15 protein-coding genes and 2 pseudogenes are annotated in these 22,093 nt (G+C 71.7%); 13 read left to right on the forward strand and 4 right to left on the reverse strand.

Translation table 11 applies throughout. The features are described from left to right. Nucleotides 1–29: 29 nt before the first annotated feature. The 6 genes and pseudogenes from IE145_RS21700 to IE145_RS21725 all read left to right on the forward strand — a co-directional run bounded on the left by IE145_RS21700 (nucleotide 30) and on the right by IE145_RS21725 (nucleotide 8,450). A complete protein-coding gene (locus IE145_RS21700; protein ID WP_189527125.1) occupies nucleotides 30–875 on the forward strand; it encodes a TrmH family RNA methyltransferase in 846 nt (281 codons plus the stop codon). A 172-nt stretch (nucleotides 876–1,047) separates the two neighbouring features. Further along, the gene (locus IE145_RS21705) at nucleotides 1,048–2,205 is read left to right on the forward strand and encodes a sensor histidine kinase (RefSeq protein WP_189527126.1); all 1,158 of its coding nucleotides are present in this window, start codon (nucleotides 1,048–1,050) and stop codon (nucleotides 2,203–2,205) included. Nucleotides 2,206–2,321: 116 nt separating this feature from the next. Next, complete coding sequence (gene pheS, locus IE145_RS21710) at nucleotides 2,322–3,461, forward strand: phenylalanine--tRNA ligase subunit alpha (RefSeq protein ID WP_189527127.1); 1,140 nt, start codon at nucleotides 2,322–2,324, stop codon at nucleotides 3,459–3,461. Beyond that, complete coding sequence (gene pheT / locus IE145_RS21715; RefSeq protein WP_189527128.1) at nucleotides 3,461–6,013, forward strand: phenylalanine--tRNA ligase subunit beta; 2,553 nt, start codon at nucleotides 3,461–3,463, stop codon at nucleotides 6,011–6,013. Before pheS ends, pheT begins: the two co-directional genes overlap by 1 nt. A gap of 465 nt (nucleotides 6,014–6,478) precedes the next feature. Further along, a pseudogene (locus IE145_RS21720) lies at nucleotides 6,479–7,832 on the forward strand (NsdA family TPR-like regulatory protein). Nucleotides 7,833–7,919: 87 nt separating this feature from the next. Further along, on the forward strand, nucleotides 7,920–8,450 hold the full coding sequence (locus IE145_RS21725) for an NUDIX domain-containing protein (protein WP_189527129.1): 531 nt from the start codon (nucleotides 7,920–7,922) through the stop codon (nucleotides 8,448–8,450). A gap of 329 nt (nucleotides 8,451–8,779) precedes the next feature. On the opposite strand, the pseudogene IE145_RS21730 reads toward IE145_RS21725, so the two are convergent. Then, nucleotides 8,780–8,881, reverse strand: a pseudogene (locus IE145_RS21730) (3-hydroxyacyl-CoA dehydrogenase family protein); the annotation flags it as partial. Nucleotides 8,882–9,381: 500 nt separating this feature from the next. Between IE145_RS21730 and IE145_RS21735 the strand changes: the two are divergent. Genes IE145_RS21735 through IE145_RS21750 form a run of 4 tightly spaced genes read left to right on the forward strand, consistent with a single transcriptional unit; the run spans nucleotide 9,382 to nucleotide 15,705 of the window. Beyond that, the gene (locus tag IE145_RS21735) at nucleotides 9,382–9,774 is read left to right on the forward strand and encodes an SseB family protein (RefSeq protein WP_189527147.1); all 393 of its coding nucleotides are present in this window, start codon (nucleotides 9,382–9,384) and stop codon (nucleotides 9,772–9,774) included. Then, nucleotides 9,771–10,436, forward strand: coding sequence for a hypothetical protein (locus tag IE145_RS21740; protein WP_189527130.1), 666 nt, complete (start codon nucleotides 9,771–9,773; stop codon nucleotides 10,434–10,436). The genes IE145_RS21735 and IE145_RS21740 overlap by 4 nt, the downstream gene beginning before the upstream one ends. A 2-nt stretch (nucleotides 10,437–10,438) precedes the next feature. After that, nucleotides 10,439–15,235 carry a putative T7SS-secreted protein gene (locus tag IE145_RS21745; protein ID WP_189527131.1) on the forward strand — a complete coding sequence of 1,599 codons (4,797 nt, stop codon included), beginning with the start codon at nucleotides 10,439–10,441 and terminating at the stop codon, nucleotides 15,233–15,235. Next, nucleotides 15,223–15,705, forward strand: coding sequence for a hypothetical protein (locus tag IE145_RS21750; RefSeq protein WP_007457545.1), 483 nt, complete (start codon nucleotides 15,223–15,225; stop codon nucleotides 15,703–15,705). The genes IE145_RS21745 and IE145_RS21750 overlap by 13 nt, the downstream gene beginning before the upstream one ends. A gap of 478 nt (nucleotides 15,706–16,183) precedes the next feature. On the opposite strand, the gene IE145_RS21755 is transcribed toward IE145_RS21750, so the two are convergent. Further along, complete coding sequence (locus IE145_RS21755; RefSeq protein ID WP_189527132.1) at nucleotides 16,184–17,044, reverse strand: 3-hydroxybutyryl-CoA dehydrogenase; 861 nt, start codon at nucleotides 17,042–17,044, stop codon at nucleotides 16,184–16,186. A 201-nt stretch (nucleotides 17,045–17,245) separates the two neighbouring features. Here IE145_RS21755 and IE145_RS21760 point away from each other — a divergent pair, with 201 nt between their 5' ends. Further along, on the forward strand, nucleotides 17,246–18,550 hold the full coding sequence (locus IE145_RS21760; protein ID WP_189527133.1) for a glycoside hydrolase family 10-like protein: 1,305 nt from the start codon (nucleotides 17,246–17,248) through the stop codon (nucleotides 18,548–18,550). Nucleotides 18,551–18,631: 81 nt separating this feature from the next. Here the strand turns inward: IE145_RS21760 and IE145_RS21765 are convergent, their stop codons facing one another. Then, on the reverse strand, nucleotides 18,632–18,841 hold the full coding sequence (locus tag IE145_RS21765; RefSeq protein ID WP_069739834.1) for a DUF1918 domain-containing protein: 210 nt from the start codon (nucleotides 18,839–18,841) through the stop codon (nucleotides 18,632–18,634). Nucleotides 18,842–18,888: 47 nt separating this feature from the next. Beyond that, the gene (locus IE145_RS21770; RefSeq protein ID WP_373296616.1) at nucleotides 18,889–19,788 is read right to left on the reverse strand and encodes a DMT family transporter; all 900 of its coding nucleotides are present in this window, start codon (nucleotides 19,786–19,788) and stop codon (nucleotides 18,889–18,891) included. Nucleotide 19,789: 1 nt separating this feature from the next. Here IE145_RS21770 and IE145_RS21775 point away from each other — a divergent pair, with 1 nt between their 5' ends. Beyond that, entirely contained in the window at nucleotides 19,790–21,385 is a 1,596-nt protein-coding gene (locus tag IE145_RS21775; protein WP_373296618.1) for an aminotransferase-like domain-containing protein, read from the forward strand. A gap of 61 nt (nucleotides 21,386–21,446) precedes the next feature. Then, nucleotides 21,447–22,022: a histidine phosphatase family protein gene (locus IE145_RS21780; protein ID WP_189527136.1), complete on the forward strand. Its 576-nt coding sequence runs from the start codon at nucleotides 21,447–21,449 to the stop codon at nucleotides 22,020–22,022. Nucleotides 22,023–22,093 lie beyond the last annotated feature (71 nt).

The raw sequence follows: 22,093 nt of genomic DNA on the forward strand, positions 1-22,093 counted from the left end.
GCCGTACGCAGAGAGGCTCGCCGCCGACCATGGGCACCCCCGAACTGATCTCCCCGCGCTCCCCGCGCGTCGCCGCCGCCCGCCGGCTGGCCCGCCGCAACTTCCGGGGCAAGGAGCGCAGGTTCATCGCCGAGGGGCCCCAGGCCGTACGCGAGGCCGCCGCCCACCGCGGCGGGGACGGCGAGCCGACCCTCATCGAGCTGTTCGCCACCCCCGAGGCCGCCGAACGGTACGCCGACATCGTCGAGGCCGCCCACACGGCGGGCGCCCGGGTCCACCTGGCCGACGCCGACGTCCTCGCCGACGTCTCCCAGACCGTCACCCCGCAGGGCCTCATCGGCGTCTGCCGCTTCCTGGACTCCCCGTTCCAGGAGATCCTGGACGCCGGGCCCGCCCTGGTGGCCGTTCTGGCCAACGTCCGCGACCCCGGGAACGCCGGTACGGTCCTGCGCTGCGCGGACGCCGCGGGCGCCGACGCGGTGATCCTCACCGACGCCTCCGTCGACCTCTACAACCCCAAGTCCGTACGCGCCTCGGTCGGTTCGCTCTTCCACCTCCCCGTCGCCGTCGGCGTCCCCGTCGAGCAGGCCGTCCAGGGCCTGCGGGACGCCGGGGTGCGGATCCTCGCCGCCGACGGGGCCGGCGCCGACGACCTGGACGACGAGCTGGACGCCGGCACCATGGGCACCCCCACCGCCTGGATCTTCGGCAACGAGGCCTGGGGGCTCCCCGAGGAGACCCGCGCGCTCGCCGACGCCGTCGTCCGCGTCCCCATCCACGGCAAGGCGGAGAGCCTCAACCTCGCCACCGCCGCCGCCGTCTGCCTCTACGCCTCCGCCCGCGCGCAGCGTCCGCGGCGCGCCCCCGACGCGTAACAAGTCGTCGCCCTCACGGCCCGTCAGCACACGATCCCGGCCATCCCGCGCCCCCTCCCACCGGCGCACTCCTCTCCGCGCCCCCACAGGGTGTCGCCGGTTCGCCGCCGCCTAGTAGGGTGACGAACTCGGGGGCCCACTGCACCTGTTCGAGAGGTGGGGATACGGGAAGATGGCTGTCGGCATGAGCGCGCCGCGACCGGCGCGCACCACCGCCGTGCGCGCCGCGGCCGAGGAGCCGGCCGGTCCTGCGGCCGGTCCGGACGGCCTCGCCGGTGGCCTCGACCCGGACGATCTTCCCGACGGCCTCGTCGTCGCCGACGAGCGCGGACACGTCGTCTGCTTCAACACCGCCGCCGCCCGGATCACCGCAACCCCCCGCGCCGAGGCGATCGGCCGGCCGCTGGACGCCGTCCTTCCGCTGGAGGACCTCAAGGGCAAGCGCTGGTGGCCGCTGACCGACCCGTACGGCGGTCTCGCCACCCGCAACGGCCAGCCCGAGCGCAATCTGCTGCTGCCCGGCGGCCGTGAGGTGCTCGTCTCCGCCCGTTACGTACGCGAGCACCCGACCGGACCGGTGCGCCGGGTCGTGGTCTGCCTGCGGGGGACCGAGGCCCGCCGGCGTACCGAACGCAGCCACGCCGAACTGATCGCCACCGTCGCCCACGAACTGCGCTCCCCGCTGACCTCCGTCAAAGGGTTCACCGCCACGCTGCTCGCCAAGTGGGAGAGGTTCACCGACGACCAGAAGCGGCTGATGCTGGAGACCGTCGACGCCGACGCCGGCCGGGTCACCCGGCTCATCGCGGAACTGCTCGACATCTCCCGCATCGACTCGGGGCGCCTGGAGCTGCGCCGCCAGCCCGTCGACATCTCCGCCGCCGTGGCCCGGCACATCCAGGCGCTCATCACCGGCGGCCAGGCCGCCGAGCGCTTCCTCGTCCGCACCCGCGGACCGCTGCCCGACCTGTGGGCCGATCCCGACAAGGTCGACCAGGTCCTCGGCAACCTCCTGGAAAACGCGGTGCGCCACGGCGAGGGAACCGTCACCATTGAGATCGCCCCGGCAGCCGCGCCGGGCGGCTGCGACGAGATGGGAACGGCTGTCACCGTGAGCGACGAAGGCCCCGGCATCCCCGAGGAGTCGATGAGCCGCGTCTTCACCCGCTTCTGGCGGGGCAGCAAGCGCGGCGGCACGGGCCTGGGCCTCTACATCGTCAAGGGCATCGTCGAGGCCCACGGCGGCACCATCACCGTCGGCCGGGGGCCCGGCGGCGGGGCCGAGTTCCGATTTATTCTGCCTGTGAGCACGCCCGCCTACCTGGTGTGAGCGGCCCACAGGCGCCCCGACCGTCCTGCGGCCCTTAGACTCGACCTTTGGCACCTTTGCGTCCTCCAGTCGTCGAGCGGGGTCGCGCCATCAGCCAATCGGAAGCACGGGAAGAGATGTCGGCACCGAACAAGTCGTACGACCCAGTCGAGGTCGAGGCACTGAAACCGGAAGAGATCGAGCGCCTGCGGGACGAGGCGTTCGCCGCCTTCGCCGCCGCCGGTGACCTCGACGCGCTCGCCCAGGCGAAGACCGCGCACACCGGAGGTACCTCGCCGCTGTCCCTCGCCAACCGCGAGATCGGCGCCCTGCCCCCGCAGGCCAAGGCCGAGGCGGGCAAGCGCGTGGGCCAGGCCCGTGGCGCCGTCTCCAAGGCCCTGGCCGCCCGCCAGGCCGAGCTGGAGGCCGAGCGCGACGCCCGGGTGCTCGTCGAGGAGGCCGTGGACGTCACGCTGCCCTACGACCGCACCCCGGCCGGCGCCCGCCACCCGCTGACGACGATCATGGAGCGCGTCGCGGACGTCTTCGTGGCCATGGGCTACGAGATCGCCGAGGGCCCCGAGGTCGAGGCGGAGTGGTTCAACTTCGACGCCCTGAACTTCGTGCCCGACCACCCGGCCCGCCAGATGCAGGACACCTTCTTCGTCCAGGGCACCACGCCGGACGGCAAGGTCACCGAGGGCGACGAGTCCGGTGTCGTGCTGCGTACGCACACCTCCCCGGTCCAGGCACGCTCGCTCCTGCAGCGCAAGCCCCCCGTCTACGTGGTCTGCCCCGGCCGGGTCTACCGCACCGACGAGCTGGACGCCACGCACACTCCGGTCTTCCACCAGATCGAGCTGCTCGCCGTCGACGAGGGCCTGACCATGGCCGACCTCAAGGGCACCCTCGACCACATGGTCCAGGCGCTCTTCGGGCCGGACATGAAGACCCGGCTGCGGCCGAACTTCTTCCCGTTCACCGAGCCGTCCGCCGAGATGGACATGGTCTGCTACGTCTGCCGCGGCGAGTCCGTCGGCAACCCCGACCGCCCCTGCCGCACCTGCGGCAGCGAGGGCTGGATCGAGCTGGGCGGCTGCGGCATGGTCAACCCCAAGGTGCTCACCGCCTGCGGCGTCGACCCCCAGAAGTACAGCGGATTCGCCTTCGGGTTCGGCATCGAACGGATGCTGATGTTCCGCCACAACGTCGAAGACATGCGAGACATGGTCGAGGGTGACGTCCGGTTCACCCGGCCGTTCGGGATGGAGATCTGATGCGCGTCCCGCTTTCCTGGCTGCGGGAGTACGTCGACCTGCCGGAGACGGAGACCGGCCGTGACGTACAGGCCAAGCTCGTCTCCGTCGGCCTCGAGGTCGAGACCGTCGAGCAGATCGGCGCGGGCCTCAAGGGCCCCCTGGTCGTCGGACAGGTCCTGACCATCGAGGAGCTGGAGGGGTTCAAGAAGCCCATCCGCTTCTGCACCGTCGACGTCGGCACCGCCAACGGCACCGGCGAACCGCAGGAGATCGTCTGCGGTGCCGGTAACTTCTCGGTCGGCGACAAGGTCGTCGTGGTCCTCCCGGGCGCCGTCCTGCCCGGCGACTTCGCGATCGCCGCCCGCAAGACGTACGGCAAGACCTCGCACGGCATGATCTGCTCCACCGACGAGCTCGGCATGGGCGACGACGGCACCCACGGCATCATCGTGCTGCCGCCGGAGCACGAGGCCGGCACCGACGCGATCGAGCTGCTCCAGCTCGTCGACGAGGTCCTCGACATCGCCGTGACCCCGGACCGGGGCTACTGCCTGTCCATGCGCGGTGTCGCCCGCGAGACCGCGACCGCCTACGGGCTGCCGCTGCGCGACCCGGCGCTGCTGGACGTGCCCGCGCCGAACGCGTACGGCTACCCGGTGCAGATCTCCGACCCGATCGGCTGCGACCGCTTCACCGCCCGCACCGTCACCGGTCTCCAGCCCGAGGCCCGCTCGCCGATCTGGATGCAGCGCCGCCTCCAGAAGGCCGGGATGCGGCCGATCTCGCTGGCCGTCGACATCACCAACTACGTGATGCTGGAGCTCGGCCAGCCGCTGCACGCCTACGACCGCAACCGGGTCGACGGGCCGATCGGCGTGCGCCGCGCCACCCAGGGCGAGAAGCTCACCACCCTGGACGGCACCGTGCGCGTGCTGGACGCCGAGGACCTCGTCATCACTGACAACCGCGGGCCCATCGGCCTCGCCGGCGTCATGGGCGGTGCCAACACCGAGATCGCCGACGCGGACGGCGAGCACGCGCTGACCACCGAGGTCGTCATCGAGGCCGCGCACTTCGACGCGATCTCGATCGCCCGCACCGCGCGCCGCCACAAGCTGTCCTCCGAGGCGTCCAAGCGCTTCGAGCGCGGCGTCGACCCGCAGGCCGCCGCCGCTGCCGCGCAGCGCACGGTCGACCTGCTGGTCCTCCTCGCGGGCGGCACCGCCGAGGCCGGCGTCACCGAGATCACCTCGCCGCACGCGCCGCGCACCATCGCGATGCCGGCGAACCACCCCGACCGGGTGGCCGGTGTGGAGTACGGCCGCGAGACCGTCGTCCGCCGCCTCCAGGAGGTCGGCTGCGACGTCTACGGGCAGGACGAGCTGATCGTCACCGTCCCGTCCTGGCGGCCCGACCTGAACGAGCCGAACGACCTCGCCGAAGAGGTCATCCGTCTGGAGGGCTACGAGAACCTGCCCTCCACCCTGCCCACGCCCCCCTCCGGGCGCGGTCTCACCGACCGGCAGCGGCTGCACCGCCGCATCGGCCGGACGCTGGCCGGAGCCGGTTACGTCGAGGCGCTGAGCTACCCGTTCATCGGCGACGCGGTCCTCGACCAGCTCGGTCTGGAGGCGGACGACGCCCGCCGCCGCACGGTCAAGCTGGTCAACCCGCTCTCCGACGAGGAGCCGGCGCTGCGCACCACGCTGCTGCCGGGCCTCCTCGGCGCGCTGCGCCGCAACGACGGGCGCGGCAGCCACGACCTGGCGCTCTTCGAGACCGGCCTGGTCTTCCTTCCCCAAGCTCTCAGCTCCGTTCGAGCAGGGGAGGCCCCATCGACCGGGGAGGAGACGGCCGCGGTCCGGCTGCCCGTCGACCGCCGCCCCACCGACGAGGAGATCGCCGGTCTGAACGCGGCCCTGCCGCGTCAGCCGCGCCGCGCCGCCGTCGTCCTCGCGGGCGCCCGCGAGCAGGCCGGCTGGTGGGGCAAGGGCACCCCGGCGACCTGGGCGGACGCCGTCGAGGCGGCCCGCCTGATCGCCGCGGAGGCCGGTGTCGAGGTCATCGTCCGCGCCGACCAGCACGCCCCGTGGCACCCCGGCCGCTGCGCCGCGCTGTACGTCAAGGTGAACGGCGAGGAGACCCTCTTCGGACACGCGGGCGAACTGCACCCGCGCGTGATCAAGGCGCTCCACCTGCCCGAGCGGACCTGCGCCGCCGAGGTCGAGCTGGACGTTCTGGAACAGGCCGTCGACGGGGTGCTCCAGGCGCCCCGGATCTCCACCTTCCCGGTGGCGACCCAGGACGTCGCGCTCGTCGTCGCCGGGGACGTCCCGGCCGCCGACGTGGAGGCGGCGCTGCGTGAGGGCGCGGGTGAACTCCTCGAATCGCTGCGGCTGTTCGACGTCTTCACCGGCGAGCAGATCGGCGGGGGCAACAAGTCCCTGGCGTACGCGCTGCGCTTCCGCGCCGCCGACCGCACGCTGACCGTCGAGGAGGCCTCGGCCGCCCGCGACAGCGCGGTGGCCCTGGCCGCCGAGCGTACGGGCGCGGTGCTGCGCGGGGCGTAGAGCCCGTGGTGCTGCGCGGGGCGTAAGGCCCCGGACGCCCGGGGCGCGACTTCCCCGGGCGTCGAGAAGGGGCGTATCCGGCCACCGGATACGCCCCTTCTCCGTCCCGCCGATCGACGGAGGGACCACACACCGGATCCGGGGCGGGAACCGGGAGGAAGCGCGGTTCCGTGCCGCCGTTCCGCAGCCACCCTCCTTCGTCGTCGGTCAGTGGGCCGTGCGGTCCGGGCGCCGTCCGCACCGCCTCGGAGTGTCGGGCAGGTAGCGGTGCGGACGGCGCGGGTGCGGGTCGTGGGCCGTTACGAGGGGGAGCCGACGACCCGGCCGCCTCTTGCGAGGAAGTTCATTCAACCGACCTCGGGACCCTTGCGGCAGAGCGCACAGCAGGAGGGTTCGGGCATTCCGTTCACACCCCGTGTGAATCGTGCTCCACTAGGCTCATTGCGACACGCACCTGGGGGGACGATGGAGCCCAATGTCCTGCTCGAATCGTTGATCGAGGAGTCCGGTGTCTCCCGGGCGGGCCTCGCCGGTCACGTCAACCGGGCGGGCCGGTCCCGCGGGCTGAGCCTGCGGTACGAACACACCGCCGTCTCCCGCTGGCTCAAGGGCCAGCGCCCGCGCGGCCAGGTGCCCGACCTCATCTGCGAGGTGCTGGGCGCGCGGCTCGGCAGGCCCGTCGGGCTCGACGACATCGGGATGGGCGCCTCGGCCGCCTCGGCGGGGACGGACACCGGATCCGGGAACGCCTCCCTCTCCGGGTTCGTCGAGCGGGCCACCGCGCTGTGGCGCTCCGACGAACAGCGGCGCCCGCACCTCGCCGCCGTCCCCGCCGTCACGGGGACCTCGGCGGTGATGCCGGTCTGGGAGTGGGAGAACCCCCCCGGAGGACACCGACGTCTCCCGTCCCGGCCCCGGCCGGGTGAGCCCCGCCGACATAGCGATGCTCAAGGCGGCCCGTGACCACTACGAGCAGATGTACCGCAAGACGGGCGGCGTCGCGACCAGGTCCCGGATCGTCCGCTTCCTCAACGCGGAGACCGCGCCGCTGCTGCGCGGCGGGCACAGCGACGCGCTGGGCCGGAGCCTGCACCGGGCGACGGCGGGGCTGGTCGCGGTTGCGGGCATCTGCGCCTACGACTCCGACGCCCACGGACTCGCCCAGCGCTACTTCCACCAGGCGCTGCGGCTCGCCAAGTCCAGCGGGGACCGGGGGCTCGGCGGCTATGTGATCGCCCTGCTGGTCACCCAGTCGCTGTTCCTCGGCGACTACCGCCGCTCCATCGCCTTCGCCGAGGCCGCGCTGCGGGCCGCCGGCGACCACATCACCCCGGCCCTCGCCGCCGATCTGCACGCCATGCAGGCCAAGGCGTACGCCCAGCTCGGCGACGCGGCGAGCGCCCGCGCCTGCATCGGGCGGGCCGAGGCCCAGGCGGGCCGGATCCATACGGGGCGGGAGCCGGACGAGACCGGCTACGTCCAGCCGGGCCTGGTCGACGTCCAGGTGGCCGAGGCGCTGATCGGTCTCGGTGATCTGCCCGCCGCCCGGGAGCACGCGGCCTCCGCCGTGCGCGCCCCGGCGCACGACCGGGGGCGCGTGCACCGCCTCGCGATGCTCAGCCATATCGAACTGCTCCAGGGCGAGGCCGATCGCGCGGCCGGTACAGCTGCCGAAATGGCCGTACGGGCCCGGGGAATGGAGTCCCAGCGGCTGCGCGACCGGCTGCGGCAGGTGCGCCGCGAACTGGCCGCGAGCGGCTGCGCCGACGCCGTGGGGACCGCCGATCTCATCGACGAGGCGCTCCGCGTGCCTCTGTGAGCTCCGCCGACGCCCCCGTCGTCCGTTCCCCCGGACTGCCGAGCCTGCTGGCATGTTGACCCCAACATGTCGAAAGGCGGCAGAACCGTGCAGTGGACGAACTTAAGCGAACAGAATGTGTACCAGAACCCGTGGTTCCGGGTGAATCTGGCGGATGTCGAGCTGCCCGACGGCAGCCACCTCGACCACTTCGTCATCCGGCTGCGCCCCGTCGCGGCCGCCACCGTCGTCAACGAGGCCAACGAGGTGCTGCTGCTCTGGCGGCACCGGTTCATCACCGACAGCTGGGGATGGGAGCTGGCGGCGGGCGTCGTCGAGGACGGCGAGGACATCGCAGCGGCGGCGGCCCGCGAGATGGAGGAGGAGACCGGCTGGCGCCCCGGAGAGCTGCGCCCCCTGCTCACCGTGGAACCGTCGAACGGCCTCACCGACGCCCGCCACCACCTCTACTGGTCCGACCAGGCGCACTGGACCGGCCACCCGCAGGACCCCTTCGAGTCGTCGCGCCGCGAGTGGATACCCCTCAAGGTGGTCCCGGACATGATCGCCCGGGGCGAGGTGCCCGCCGCGAACATGGCGGCGGCGCTGCTGATGCTGCACCACCTGCGGCTGGGCTGACCTCCCGGCCCCGCGCCGGGGCCCCGGTACGCGACACCCCCGGGGAGGAACAGGCGATGTCCTCGGGAGGACGGACGGGATGGTCCCGCTGGAGGAGGGTGGCCTCGTCGTCCCGGCCCCGAGCGGCGGGTACACCCGAGTCCGGGGATCCGACGGGGCGGAGATCCACGTTGGCCCCGGCTCGGGCGGCGACGCACGGTGATCGGCACCTCGGCCGTGCCCTCCTGACCTCGGAAAGGCGCTACGGCGGGCCCGGACGCGTGAGCGGCGGGCCCGCCCACCGGGAAGACCTGGCGCAACGCGCCCCGGCGGGCCCGGCCGGGGGACGGTCAGTAGGCGTAGAAGCCCGAGCCGGTCTTCCGGCCGAGGCGCCCCGCGTCGACCATGCGCTGGAGCAGCGGGGGAGCGGCGTACAGCGGCTCCTTGTACTCGCGTACAACTGGTCGGCGCTGGGCGCCCTGGTCGGTGTTCGGAGAAAGACTACCTACCCGAGCGTCGAGGAACGCCTGATCGCGCTCGGTTCGACGGCATCTGTCTGGAGTAGGCGACCAAGGGACGGTTCAGCCGCGTTCGGTGTTCTTGGGTGGCCTGCCCCGGACGTCGCGCCCGGGCGTTCGTCCTCACCTTGGACATGGCCTTCGTACCAGCCGCGGACGCCCGCGTGGAGGATCGCTGCCTCCGCCCTGGCTTCGCCGACGGATCACGGCCCGGCTCCTTTCATACTCAAGGGGGCGGGACATTCTGTCGCCGGAGGCCGGTGACGCTCCCACTCGACGGTCTCGGCGGGACATACAGGAGGTGCCCATGCCCATGAGGCGGAGAGACGGGGACACTTGGACCTGCGAGAACCGGCCCACCCGCATACTTGTTCTGCCTTACGGTGCCGTCAGCCGACCAAGACGAGGGGGAACCCGTGGGACAGCAGAGGACGATGCTCGCCCAACGAATATCCGAGCAACGGGCGGGGGTTGGTGATCCACGGGCGTTGGTGGGTGAGATGCGGCGCACGGTTCTTCTGGTTCCGTCGGGGGAATCCGGCCTGTGGAGTGCCCGATCGGGCGGTGTTCGGTGGATCTGTGCGTTCACGGACGAGACGGCGCTGGCCCGCTTCGCTGTTCACCACGGCCCGGGTGATCGTCTGATGGACTACGTCGCGCTGCTCGGGGCGCGGATCGTGGATGAGATCGTGCCGACTTTGGACGAACCCGCCGGGCTCGCGGTGGACATCGCCGATGAGGACGGAGCGATGTTCTTCCCGCCGGTCAACGGCATCGTCCCGGACGGCGCGGCGGTCGACTCCGGCGCAGGAGGTGGGCGGCCGTGAGCACTGACGGATCGGACCTCGCCTTCGATCAGACGTCGGTGGTGAAGTTCACGCAGGGCGTGGGCGCGACCATCGATCAACTCGGTGAACTCGGTGGCGCCACCGGGTCGGTGATGGGCAAAGGGTTCTCGGGTCTGGCCATGACGGGCATGGAGGCAGGGCATCGAGGGCTGTCGGTGGATTTCGAGGATTTCTGCGAACGGTGGGAGTGGGGAGTACGCGCCCTGGTGAGCGACGCGAGCGCGCTCGCGGACCGTCTCGGGCTGGCGGCGGGCACGCAGTGGGAGCACGACCAGTACGTCGAGGGTTCCTTCAAGGTCGGCGTCAGCGCAGCGATGGGCGGTAGCCCACACGCCAGCGAGGAGGACATTTCCCAGCAGGGCTGGGGCGACATCTTGACTCCCGACTACCTGGACCCGGATTGGAGTGCCGAGTCGTTTGAGAAGGCCGGCCAGGACGTGGAGCAGACCTGGAAGGACACCGGCCGCACCGTTCTCACCGAGGGACAGGGCGGGCGGGAGGCGGAGAGGCTCAAGACCGAGCTCGGCCTCAGCGACGGTCAGTGGGACCGGGCACTGGACGACACATTCGGGCCGTCGCCCGAGGAACGCGCCCAGCAGGCACCGCAACAGGGCGACGCGAACGCAGGCGGGGACGTCTGAGGATGGGCGTCGAGGATTTCATCAGGGACATCACGCCCGACTCGGTCGAGGACGTGGTTGAGGACGGTGTGGAGTGGGCCGGCAACCGGGTCGAGGGCGCCGGGAACTGGACGGCGGACCGGCTGGACGATGTGGGCTGGGAATCCGGTTCGGACTGGGTGCGGGAGAAGTCGCGCTCGGTTGCGAACCGGATGGGCGCCGATGTCGACGAAATGGACCTCGGGCAGACCGAGGACAAGGCCAAGCTGGTGTACGGAAGCCCCAGCAAGCTCCATGCCACGGCGGAACAACTTCGCTCCTTTCAGAAGGCGTTCGACGACGCCGGGGGCGGGCTGAAGGGCCTCGACTCCTCGCGGCTGAAGGGTGAGACGGCCAATGCGCTGCGCACGGCGGTGAGTACCCAGCCGCCGAAGTGGTTCACCGGTGCCGATGCCTTCGAGAAGGCGGCTGCCGCGCTGGAGGCGTTCGCCTACACCGTCACCTGGGCACAGAACCAGGCGCAGACGGCTATCGACATGTGGAGGGAAGGCGTCAAGGCCTCCCAGGGCGCGGCCGACGGACACCGCAAGCGGATCGACGACTACAACAAGGCCGTGAGCCGCTACAACGCACAGGCCCCTGAGGAGCGCAACCCCGGCACTCTGCCGCCCTGCCCAGCGCCGACGTTCGACGACCCTGGCAAATCGATCATGCAGGACGCGCAGGAACTCCTCGCCCAGGCCCGCGAACAGCGGAACACTGCTGCGGAGACCGCCCGCAGCGCCGTCCGCGCCGCCCGGGACAAGGCCCCTGAGAAGCCCACGTACGCACAACAGGTGGCCGGCGGTCTGCAGGAACTGCAGATCATCAACGACCACGTCGGCGGCGGCGTCATCAAGGGCACCGCAGGGCTGCTGAACTTCGTCCGGGGGATCAACCCGCTGGACCCGTACAACATCACTCACCCCGCTGAGTACGCCACCAGCCTCAACAGTCTGGCCGCCGGTCTGGTCGTCACCGCCAACGACCCGGTCGGCACCGGCAAGCAGATGATCAGCGACTTCATGAAGGACCCCGCGGAAGGGTTCGGCCGGTTGCTGCCCGACGCGGCCCTGACCGCGGCCACTGGCGGGGGCGGCGCCGTCGCCAAGGGTGTCCGCCTTGCTGCGGATATGGCGAAGGCCGCCCGGGCCCGTCGGCTGCTCGACAACGCCCCCAACGGTACCCACAACCGTCCCGACGGGCGCCGCGTCGTCGCCAACACCGATCCGGTCGACCTCGCATCGGGACGGATGTTCCTGCCCCAGACCGACCTGGTGCTGCCGGGAACCCTGCCGCTGGTCTTCACCCGCCGCACCGAGTCCGGTCTGCCGGCAGGCCGGTTCCTCGGCCCCTCTTGGACCTCCACCGTCGACGAGCGCCTGGAGATCGACGCTGCCGGCGTCGTCCACGTCACCGCAGACGGCCTCCTGATTGCCTATCCGCACCCCGCCCCAGGCACCCCGACCGAACCGGAGTCCGGGACCGCCCGCACACTGCTGGCCCGTGACGTGACCGGCGATTACACCGTCACCGATCCCGGCACGGGCTTGGTCTGTCACTTCACCGCCCCCGCCGACAGCGAACCGGGCGGCGACGGTGATGCCTGGCTGGACCGGGTCGAGGACCGCCACGGCAACTGGTGGGTCGTGGAACGTACCGAGAACGGCACCCCGCTTGCCTTGACCTGCTCCGCCGGTCGCCGTGTCTCTGTCGCGGTGAGCGACGGTCGGGTCATGGCCCTGGCCCTGGCGGGAGCGGGAGAGAACGGGGCGGACCTGCCTCTGATGCGCTACGGCTACGAGGACGGAAACCTCACCACCGTAGTCAAACCGTCCGGCGCCACCACCACCTTCGTCCACGACGACCGCCGCCGCGTTACCGCCTGGATCGACTCCAACAACAGCCGCTACGACTACACATACGACGACCGAGACCGCGTCATCGAGGAGGGCGGTCAGGCCGGCCACATCCAGATCACCCTCACCTACACCGAACCCGACCCGGACACCGGACTTCGCACCACCACCCTCACCACGGCCGGCGGACACACGACCCGACACCGGATCGATCGCCACTGTCGGGTGGTGGCCACCACCGATCCGCTCGGCCACACCACCCGCTTCACCTACGACAACCGCGGCAACACCCTGACCCGCACCGATCCGCTGGGCCGCACCACCGCCTTCACCCACGACGAGGACGGCCGCCTGCTCGCCGTCGCCCGCCCCGACGGGAGCGAACTACGCACCGTGCGCGACCCGTCGGGTGCATCCACGGAATTCCTTGGGCCGGACGGCGCCCGCTGGCTCCAGGAATTCGACGAGCACGGCAGCCGCACCGCAGTCACCGACCCGGCCGGCGCCACCACCCGGTACGCCTACGACGGCCGGGGCAGGCTGACCACCGTCACCGACGCCCTCGGCGCCACCACCACCGTGCGCTGCGACGCCGCTGGGCTGCCGGTGGCAGTGACCGACCCGGCCGGCGGCACCACCCACCTGGAGCGCGATGCTCTGGGCCGGATCGTACGCACCGTCGACCCGATGGGCAGCGTGACCCGGGTCGTCCTGGACGAGGACGGCAATCTCGCCCGCCGTGTCGCCCCGGACGGTGCCGCCGAGTCGTGGACGTACGACGGCGAGGGTAACCCCCTCAGCCACACCGGCCTGGCCGGCGGCATATCCCGCTTCGAGTACACGCACTTCGACCTGCTCACCACCCGCACCGGACACGACGGCAGCCGCCACACCTTCGAGCACGACGCGGATCTGCGGTTGATCCGGGTCACCGGCCCACACGGCACCTGGTCCTATACGTACGACGCCGCCGGCCGACTCGCTTCCGAGACCGACTTCGACGGCCGCACTCTCACCTACCGGTACGACGCCGCCGGGCAGCTCACCGCCCGGTCCGACAGCCTCGGCCGGACCGTGTCCTACATCTACGACCAACTCGGCCAAGCGGTCCGCAAGGACGTGGCGGGCAACGTGACCACCTACGCGTACGACCGGGCCGGACGCCTGCTGCACGCGGCCGGACCGGACAGCGAGATCGTCTACGCGTACGACCGACGTGGCCGGACCAAGACAGAACTCGTCGACGGCCGCGCCATGAACTACTCCTACGACACCCTGGGCCGTCGGGCACGCCGCATCACCCCCACCGGCGCGGTTACCGAGTACGGCTACGACGCCGCCGGCCGTGCCGCCCGGATAACCAGCGGCGGACGCGAGATAGCCTTCACCCACGACGCGGCCGGCCGGGAACTCGAGCGCGTCTTCGGTGGATCCCTCACTCTCGCCTCCGCCTGGGACGAGGCCGGAAGGATCTGCGCGCAGCACCTGACTGTTGGGGGCCGCGCCCTCAACCGCCGGCAATACGCCCACCGCGCCGACGGCTACCTCACCTCCGTGACCGACGATCTTTCAGGCTCCCGAACCTTCGATCTGGACGCGTCCGGACGGGTCACCGGGGTCCACGCCGAGGGGTGGACCGAGAGTTACGCCTACGACGCCGCCGGCAACCAGACGGCGGCCTCCTGGCCCGATTCACACCCCGGCCACGACGCCACCGGCCCCCGCTCCTACACCGGAACCTCCGTCACCAGGGCCGGCAAAGTCCGCTTCGAACACGACGCCCTCGGCCGCGTGACCTTGCGCCAAAGAACCCGTCTGTCACGCAAGCCCGACACCTGGCGCTATGAATGGGACGCGGAGGATCGTCTCGCCGCCGTGGTCACACCCGACGGCACCCGCTGGCGCTACCTCTACGACCCCTTGGGCCGCCGCACGGCAAAACAGCGCCTCGCCGATGACGGCGAGAGCGTCGCAGAAGAGGTCCGCTTCTCCTGGGACGGCACGACCCTGTGCGAACAGACCGTCCACACACCGGGCCAGCCACACACGGTCGCCCTCACCTGGGACCACTGTGGCCTGGTCCCGCTGTCCCAGACGGAACGCCTCCTCACCCCGGACACTCGGCAGGAGGAGATCGACCGCCGATTCTTCGCCATAGCCACCGACCTCGTGGGAACGCCCACCGAACTGGTCGACGAGTCCGGCGAGATCGCCTGGCGTGCCAGAAGCACCCTCTGGGGCACCACTGCTTGGGCCCGCTCCAGTACGGCCTACACCCCGCTACGTTTCCCCGGCCAGTACTACGACCCGGAGACCGGTCTCCACTACAACCTCTTCCGCCACTACGACCCCGAGACCGGTCGCTACACCTCCCCGGACCCGCTCGGCCTCGGCCCCGCGCCGAATCCGGTCGCTTATGTGCACAATCCGTTCACCGTCTGCGACCCCCTCGGGCTATCGCCGTACTCGCGGTTCAAAGGCCTGGGCTGGCTGACGGACAAGCTGCTTGAGCGCCCGTCATACCGGTACCAGCGGCTCGTCACCGACCAGAGCTACGAGCAGCAATGGATCCTGCCGGACGGCCGGGAGGTCCACGTCGACGGAGGCCCGCGGGACGGCTGGATCACGGAGGCGAAGTGGACCGGCGGTGACAACCTCGGTGAATGGAAGAAGTCCCCGTACAACCCCGATTTCAAGCATTACAACGAGAGCCGGATTGTCGCGCAGGCAGACAAGCTGCTCGCCCTCAACGAGGACCTGGGAGGCAAGGGAGTCCGCTATATGGTGTCCAATGAATGGGGTGCCGCGCATGTGAACGAAGTGCTGTCCAAGGCCTTTCCCGAGGCCTACGCCAGCGGGCAGCTGAAGGCGTATCACGTGCCCGGCAACGGCATGAGTGGAATGAGTTCATGGCTGAAGTGATCGCAATGCTGGAAGAGCTCAGGAGCATCACCCCGCTGACCGCCGAGGCTGCGGCGGCGCGGTTCGCGGCTCAGGAGTGGACGCCTGGGGGCAAGATCCGTGACGGCGTGGAGACATCGTGGGACAAGGGCAGCGTCGGGGGGTGGATCCAGTCGTTCGAAGCTGGGGCGGTCAGCGTCTCGTTTTTCGTCTGGATCCGCGACGTCGACGAGTCGGGCTACTTCGACGACGTGGAAGCCGTCTACGAGGAGGGGGAGCAGATGCTGGCCGACTTCCTCCCCGAGATCGAGGGGTCCCCGCTTGCCGGCCACCTCATCGAGGCCGAAGTGACGGAGGCGGACAGGGACGAGTTCATCAAGCTGAGGAAGTGGACCCTCGGCGGCCGGATTCTGACCGCCGGTGTGATCCAGCATGACACCGATCTTCCGGTGATGGTCATGGTGGTGCTGGAGGATCCCGGCGCTGCCTGACTGAGCCCGTACGCCAGGGCGACCGCGTCTCCATCCGATGCCAGTCAGTGAGGGCGAAGGAGGCGCGGACCCTTCTGGAACATGCCGACACGGGACAACATGAGCGCACCCAGCCAGTGCCTTCTGAACAGGCGAAACAACATCTGGCGGCACTCCCGGGCGCGGTGTGTCAGGGCCGCTCGCGTACTCGTAGTGCGTAGGTCCCAGGTCCGAGTCGCAGGGACTTTTCAGGGACTTTCAGCTCTGTCGGAGGGACAACCGAGGGAGTTTTCGCAGTACAAGCAGGGAAGGCTGAGACAGCGCTGAAAAGGCCCAGGGCTTCGGGCCCGTGTACCCGCGCCGTCGCTATACAGCGCTCCGGCACGGCGTCGGGTCGGCAGTGGCAGATGAGGCTCTTCGGGGCCGCACGCGGCCCTGACCTCGAAGAACGCGCCCCTGCGGGCCCGGCAGTGTGAGCGCCGAGCCCGCCGACGAGCCGTCACGCGTACGGGTAGAAGCCCGAGCCGGTCTTGCGGCCGAGGCGCCCCGCGTCGACCATGCGCTGGAGCAGCGGGGGAGCGGCGTACAGCGGCTCCTTGTACTCGGCGTACATCGAGTCCGCGACCGAGGCCACGGTGTCCAGGCCGATCAGGTCCGCCAGCTTGAGCGGACCCATCGGGTGGGCGCAGCCCATCTCCATGCCGTTGTCGATGTCCTCGCGGCTGGCGATGCCCGACTCGAACATCCGGATCGCGGAGAGCAGGTACGGGATCAGCAGCGCGTTCACGACGAACCCGGAGCGGTCCTGGGCGCGGATCGGGTGCTTGCCGAGCACGTCCTGCACCACGGCCTCGGCGCGCTGGATCGTCTCGTCCGACGTGGTCAGCGCCGGGATCAGCTCGACGAGCTTCTGCACCGGTGCCGGGTTGAAGAAGTGGATGCCGATGACCCGGTCCGGGCGTGAGGTGGCGACGGCCAGCTTCACCAGCGGGATCGAGGAGGTGTTGGACGCCAGGATCGCGTCCTGCCGGGTCACCACCTGGTCGAGCACCTGGAAGATCTCCGTCTTGACCTGCTCGTTCTCCACAACGGCCTCGATGACGAGATCGCGGTCGGCGAACTCCCCGAGGTCGGTGGTGAAGGTCAGCCGGCCGAGGGTCTCGTCCCGCTCCTCCGCCGTGATCTTGCCGCGTTCGGCGGCCTTCGAGAGGGAGTTGTGCAGACGGGTGCGGCCGATCTCCAGCGCTTCGCCGGTGGTCTCGGCGACCTTCACTTCGAGGCCGCTGCGCGCGCACACCTCCGCGATACCTGCGCCCATCTGGCCACAGCCCACCACTCCGACGCGTGCAATGTCGGCCATAAGGTCCGTCACCTCGTGCCTTTCGCTGTTCTCCGTATCGCAGGGTCCCGTGTGATTCCGGTGCCCGCCTCGACCCCACGACGTTACTCCGCATGCCGACGCGAATGACCCGCGGGTCATGACGGCTACGGATGGGCATGATGCGGTTACGTGGAGCCATCGGAGTCGGGTGCGGGACACGGCGGAGAGAGGTGGGCCGGGATGCGGCGCACAGGTGTGGCGAGAAGAGCGTTCGTACTGAGCGCGGCCGGGCTGCTGGCGGCCATGACGACCGCCGGCGACGCGGTCGCCTCCCCCTCGGGGCGGCGGAGGGGCGGTGGGCTCCCGTGGGCGGCGGGCGAGGTGCGCGGCATGTGGATCGCCACCGTCGCCAACATCGACTGGCCTTCGAGGCCTGGCCTGACCGCGGTACGGCAGGAGGCCGAGCTGTTCGCCCATCTGGACCGGGCGGTGGAGCTGCGGCTCAACACGGTGATGCTCCAGGTCCGGCCGACCGCCGACGCCCTGTGGCCCTCGCCGTACGAGCCGTGGGCCGACTGCCTCACCGGCACCCAGGGCAAGGACCCGGGCTGGGATCCGCTCGGCACGGCGGTGCGCGCGGCGCACGACCGGAGCCTGGAGCTGCACGCCTGGTTCAACCCCTACCGGGTGGCGAACCACACGGACCCCACCCGTCTCGTCGCCTCCCACCCGGCCCGGCTCAACCCGGGCTGGACCGTGCCGTACGGCGGGAAGCTCTACTACAACCCCGGCCTGCCGGAGGTCCGCCGCTTCGTCCAGGACGCGATGCTCGACGCCGTACGCCGCTACGACATCGACGCCGTGCACTGGGACGACTACTTCTATCCGTATCCGGTGGCCGGGCAGGCCTTCGACGACGACGCGGAGTTCGAGCGGTACGGCGGCGGCTTCGCCGACCGGGCGGCCTGGCGGCGCGACAACATCGACCGGCTCGTGCGCGAGACGGGGGAGCGGATCCGGGCGATCAAGCCGCACGTCCGCTTCGGCGTCAGCCCCTTCGCGGTCTGGCGCAACAAGGGGACCGATCCGCTGGGGTCGGACACCCGGGCGGGCGTGCAGACGTACGACGACCTGCACGCCGACACCCGTAAGTGGGTCAAGGAGGGCTGGATCGACTACATCTGCCCGCAGATCTACTGGCATATCGGCCAGACCGCCGCCGACTACGCCAAGGTCCTCGCCTGGTGGAGCGCGACCGTGCGGGGGACCGGCGTCGAGCTGTTCGTGGGCGAGGCGCTCTACAAGGCCGGCGACCCGGCCCAGGCGGACGCCTGGCAGGACCCGGCGGAACTCTCCCGCCACCTCACGCTCGCCCGGGACCACGAGGAGGCGGGCGGCCATGTCTTCTTCTCCGCGAAGAGCGTGATGGCCGACCGGATCGGCGCGATGCGACGCGTGGTGGCCGACCACTACCAGGACCGGGTCCGGCTCTATCCGGACCGGGGCCGCGCCCGTTCCCGCCGCCGGGGCCGGTTCCCGGGCTGAGCCGGGTCCGGAACGGCTTCGGGCTGAGCCGCCCACGCCGGGGGCCGGGACCCTTCCGCACGGTCCCGGCCCCGGGCGCTGCTACCGCGCCCGCTCGTCCTTCGGCGCCTCCATGTGCTGGACGACGCTGTCGGGACCCGGTGACATCAGGTGTTCATGGCCGTCGTCGAAGCGGAGCCGGTACGGGGGAGCGCCCCCGTCACCGAGCACCTCGATGATCTCGGCGACCCGGTCGTGCTGTCCCACGGTCCTGCCGTGCATCAGCAGCCGGTCGCCCGTGTGTGCCTCCATCGGGAGCGACCTCCTCACAGGGGAAGACGGTGTCCGTATCGACAAGTCTATGACCGTGTGGGCCCGGATTCCCGTCCTGACCGTACGGCCCCGGCCTCCCGCCCCGCGCGGCGCCCGGCCCGCTGGGTGGCGGCGATGCAGACGAGTACGGCCACCGCCGCGACCGGAGCCGCCGCCGACAGCTCCTCGCCGAGCAGGAGGAAGGACCACACGAGCGTCAGCAGGGGCTGGGCGAGCTGGAGCTGACTGGCGCGGGCCACCCCGATCGCCGCCATCCCCCGGTACCAGACGTACAGCCCGAGGAAGGTCGATCCGGCGGCGACCCAGACGAGGCCGAGGACGCCGTGGGCGTTCAGGTGCACGGGTTCGAGCGGCAGGGCCACCAGACTGCCCGCCACCGCGAGCGGCAGGCACAGGACCAGCGCCCAGCCGATCACCTGCCACCCCGGCATCACCCGGGCCAGCCGGCCGCCCTCGGTGTACCCGGCCGCGCAGACCAGCAGTGCGCCGAACAGATACAGATCGCCGGTTGTCAGGGCGCCGCCGCTCTGCTGCACGGTGAAGGCGATCACCACGGCCGCCCCGGCGAGGGCCGCGATCCAGAACACGCGTGAGGGCCGCTCGCCGGTGCGGAGGGATCCCAGTACCGCCGTGGTCAGCGGCAGCAGCCCCACCACCACGGCCGCGTGCGAGGTGGTGGAGGTCTGGAGGGCCAGCGTCGTCAGCAGCGGGAAGCCCACCACCACCCCGCCCCCGACCACCGCGAGCCCGGCCCAGTGGCGGCGCGCGGGCGGCGGCACGCGGGCGGCCAGCAGCACCCCGCCCGCGACCAAGGCGGCCAGCACGCTGCGCAGCGCCACCAGGGACCAGGGGCCGAAGCTCTCCAGACCCCAGGCCGTGGCCGGGAAGGTGAGCGAGAACGCCACGACGCCGAGCCCGGCGAGCACGGTGCCGCTCCGGCCGGCCGAAGAGGTTCCCGAGGCAGCGGCCGGAGGAGCGGCCGAGGAAGCGGCCGTCGATGAGGGGCGCGGGGTGACCGCCGGATCGGCGACCGCTATCGCTGAAGACGGGGTAGCGCTATTCTCTGCTCTCATGCAAGAGCGTAGCAGCGTCGCCGAACTGGTCACTTCCCTGCGGGCTGAGCTCAACCGCTACTCTCCCGGTGGAAAGCTGCCGTCCAGTCGGGCACTCGTCGAACGGTTCCGGGTCAGCCCCGTCACCGTCTCCCGCGCCATCGCCCAGCTCGCCGCCGAGGGGCTCGTCACCACCCGCCCCGGCTCCGGCGCGTTCCGGGCGGAGCCCCGCGCGGCACTGCCCGCCCCGGGCGACACGTCCTGGCAGGAGGTGTCGTTGAGCGGCGACGGCGGACCCGAGGTCGTGCCGCGTACGGTCGACGCCTCCGGGGTGCTGGTCACCCTCGCCGCTCCACCGCCCGGCGTCATCGAGCTCAACGGCGGCTATCTCCACGCCTCGCTCCAGCCCGAACGGGCGCTCTCCGCGGCCCTGGCCCGCGCGGGCCGCAGGCCGGGCGCCTGGGGCCGCCCCCCGACGGACGGACTGCCCGAGCTGCGGTCCTGGTTCGCCCGCGAGATCGGCCCCACCGTCAGCGCCGCCGACGTCCTGATCACCGCGGGCGGCCAGAGCGCCCTGGCCACCGCCCTGCGCGCCCTCGCCCCGCCCGGCGCGCCCGTCCTCGTGGAGTCGCCGACCTACCCCGGGATGCTCGCCGCCGCCCGCGCCACCGGACTGCGCCCCGTCCCCGTGCCGATGGACGCCGACGGGGTGCGCCCCGAACTGCTCGCCGACGCGTTCCGGGCCACCGGCGCCCGGGTCCTCGTCATCCAGCCGCTCTTCCAGAACCCCACCGGGGCCACCCTCGCGCCCGCCCGCCGGCCCGAGATCCTGGCCATCGCCCGGGCGGCCGGGGCGTTCGTGGTCGAGGACGACTTCGCCCGCCGGCTCGTCCACGACGACTCGGGGCCGCTCCCCGCGCCGCTGGCCGCCGACGACCCCGACGGGACCGTCGTCCACGTCTGCTCGCTGACCAAGGTCACCTCGCCCAGCCTCCGGGTCGGCGCGCTGGCCGCCCGTGGCCCGGTGCTGGAGCGCCTGCGGGCCATCCAGGTCGTCGACAGCTTCTTCGTGCCCCGGCCGCTCCAGGAAGCCGCGCTGGAACTCGTCGGCTCCCCCTCCTGGGGCCGTCACCTGGCCGCCGTCGCCACCGAACTGCGCCACCGCCGTACGGCCCTGGCCACCGCCCTCGGCGGCGAGCTGCCGGAACTCGTGCTGCCCCACCTCCCGGCGGGCGGCGGCAGCCTCTGGCTCCGGCTCCCCGGCGGCGCGGGGGACGGCGCCGACGAACCGGCCCTCGTCTCGGCCGCCCTGCGCGCCTCGGTCGCCATCGCTCCCGGCCGGCCCTACTTCTGCGCCGAACCCCCGGCCGGACACGTCCGCCTGAGCTTCGCCGCGGTCTCCGGAGCGGCCGAGATCGCGGAGGGCGTCCGCCGCCTCCGTACCGCCTTCGACGGCCTCCTGGGCGGCTGACGCGGCGTCCGGGCGGGCGCGCCCTATTGACCAAACACGCGTTCGGCACCACGATCCCGCCATGACGCTTCGGGTCTCCCTGGTCGCAGCCGCGCGCGGTTCCTCCCGGCTGGCCGAACGCTTTGACGACGACCGGCCGCTCGACCAGGCCGGCTGGCACGAGGTGCGGCTCGTCGCCCACGCGCTCGTCCCGCTCGGCGCCGCCGAACTGCGCTACTGCTCGCCCACCCCGCGCAGCCGGGCCACCGGCGACGCCCTCGGCTTCGCTCCGATGGCCCAACCGGCCCTGCGCGACTGGGAGATGGGCCGCTGGCGGGGCCTGACCCTGGGTGAGGTCACCGCCCGGGAACCGGCCGCCGTGGACTGCTGGCTCGCCGACCCGCGCAGCGCCCCGCACGGCGGCGAGTCGATGCTCGGCTTCATCGGGCGCGTGGGCGGCTGGCTGGACACCCGCCCCGCCGACGACGCCCTCGTCGTCGCGGTCGCCGAACCCGCCGTGATCCGGGCGGCCCTCGTCTACGCCCTGAACGCCCCGCCCGCCACGTACTGGAACGTCGACGTCCGCCCCCTGTCCACCATCACCCTGACCGGCCTGCCGGGCCGCTGGAGCCTGAGCCTGGAGGCGGGCATCCGCTGATCCGGGCGGCGGCGGCCGGGGCCTTCGCCGTTCCCCGGCCACCGGCCCTTCCCTCCGGTCCGACCAGTCGG

Origin of the sequence: Streptomyces sindenensis, from assembly GCF_014649035.1 — a bacterium.
GTDB lineage: Bacteria > Actinomycetota > Actinomycetes > Streptomycetales > Streptomycetaceae > Streptomyces > Streptomyces sindenensis.

Excerpts from the sequence above, each read along its gene's own strand:
- IE145_RS21700 (WP_189527125.1), top strand. The coding sequence starts at position 30 with ATGGGCACCCCCGAACTGATCTCCCCGCGCTCCCCGCGCGTCGCCGCC.
- IE145_RS21705 (WP_189527126.1), top strand. The coding sequence starts at position 1,048 with ATGGCTGTCGGCATGAGCGCGCCGCGACCGGCGCGCACCACCGCCGTG.
- pheS (WP_189527127.1), top strand. The coding sequence starts at position 2,322 with ATGTCGGCACCGAACAAGTCGTACGACCCAGTCGAGGTCGAGGCACTG.
- pheT (WP_189527128.1), top strand. The coding sequence starts at position 3,461 with ATGCGCGTCCCGCTTTCCTGGCTGCGGGAGTACGTCGACCTGCCGGAG.
- IE145_RS21735 (WP_189527147.1), top strand. The coding sequence starts at position 9,382 with ATGCTCGCCCAACGAATATCCGAGCAACGGGCGGGGGTTGGTGATCCA.
- IE145_RS21745 (WP_189527131.1), top strand. The coding sequence starts at position 10,439 with ATGGGCGTCGAGGATTTCATCAGGGACATCACGCCCGACTCGGTCGAG.
- IE145_RS21750 (WP_007457545.1), top strand. The coding sequence starts at position 15,223 with ATGGCTGAAGTGATCGCAATGCTGGAAGAGCTCAGGAGCATCACCCCG.
- IE145_RS21755 (WP_189527132.1), bottom strand. The coding sequence starts at position 17,044 with ATGGCCGACATTGCACGCGTCGGAGTGGTGGGCTGTGGCCAGATGGGC.
- IE145_RS21760 (WP_189527133.1), top strand. The coding sequence starts at position 17,246 with ATGCGGCGCACAGGTGTGGCGAGAAGAGCGTTCGTACTGAGCGCGGCC.
- IE145_RS21765 (WP_069739834.1), bottom strand. The coding sequence starts at position 18,841 with ATGGAGGCACACACGGGCGACCGGCTGCTGATGCACGGCAGGACCGTG.
- IE145_RS21780 (WP_189527136.1), top strand. The coding sequence starts at position 21,447 with ATGACGCTTCGGGTCTCCCTGGTCGCAGCCGCGCGCGGTTCCTCCCGG.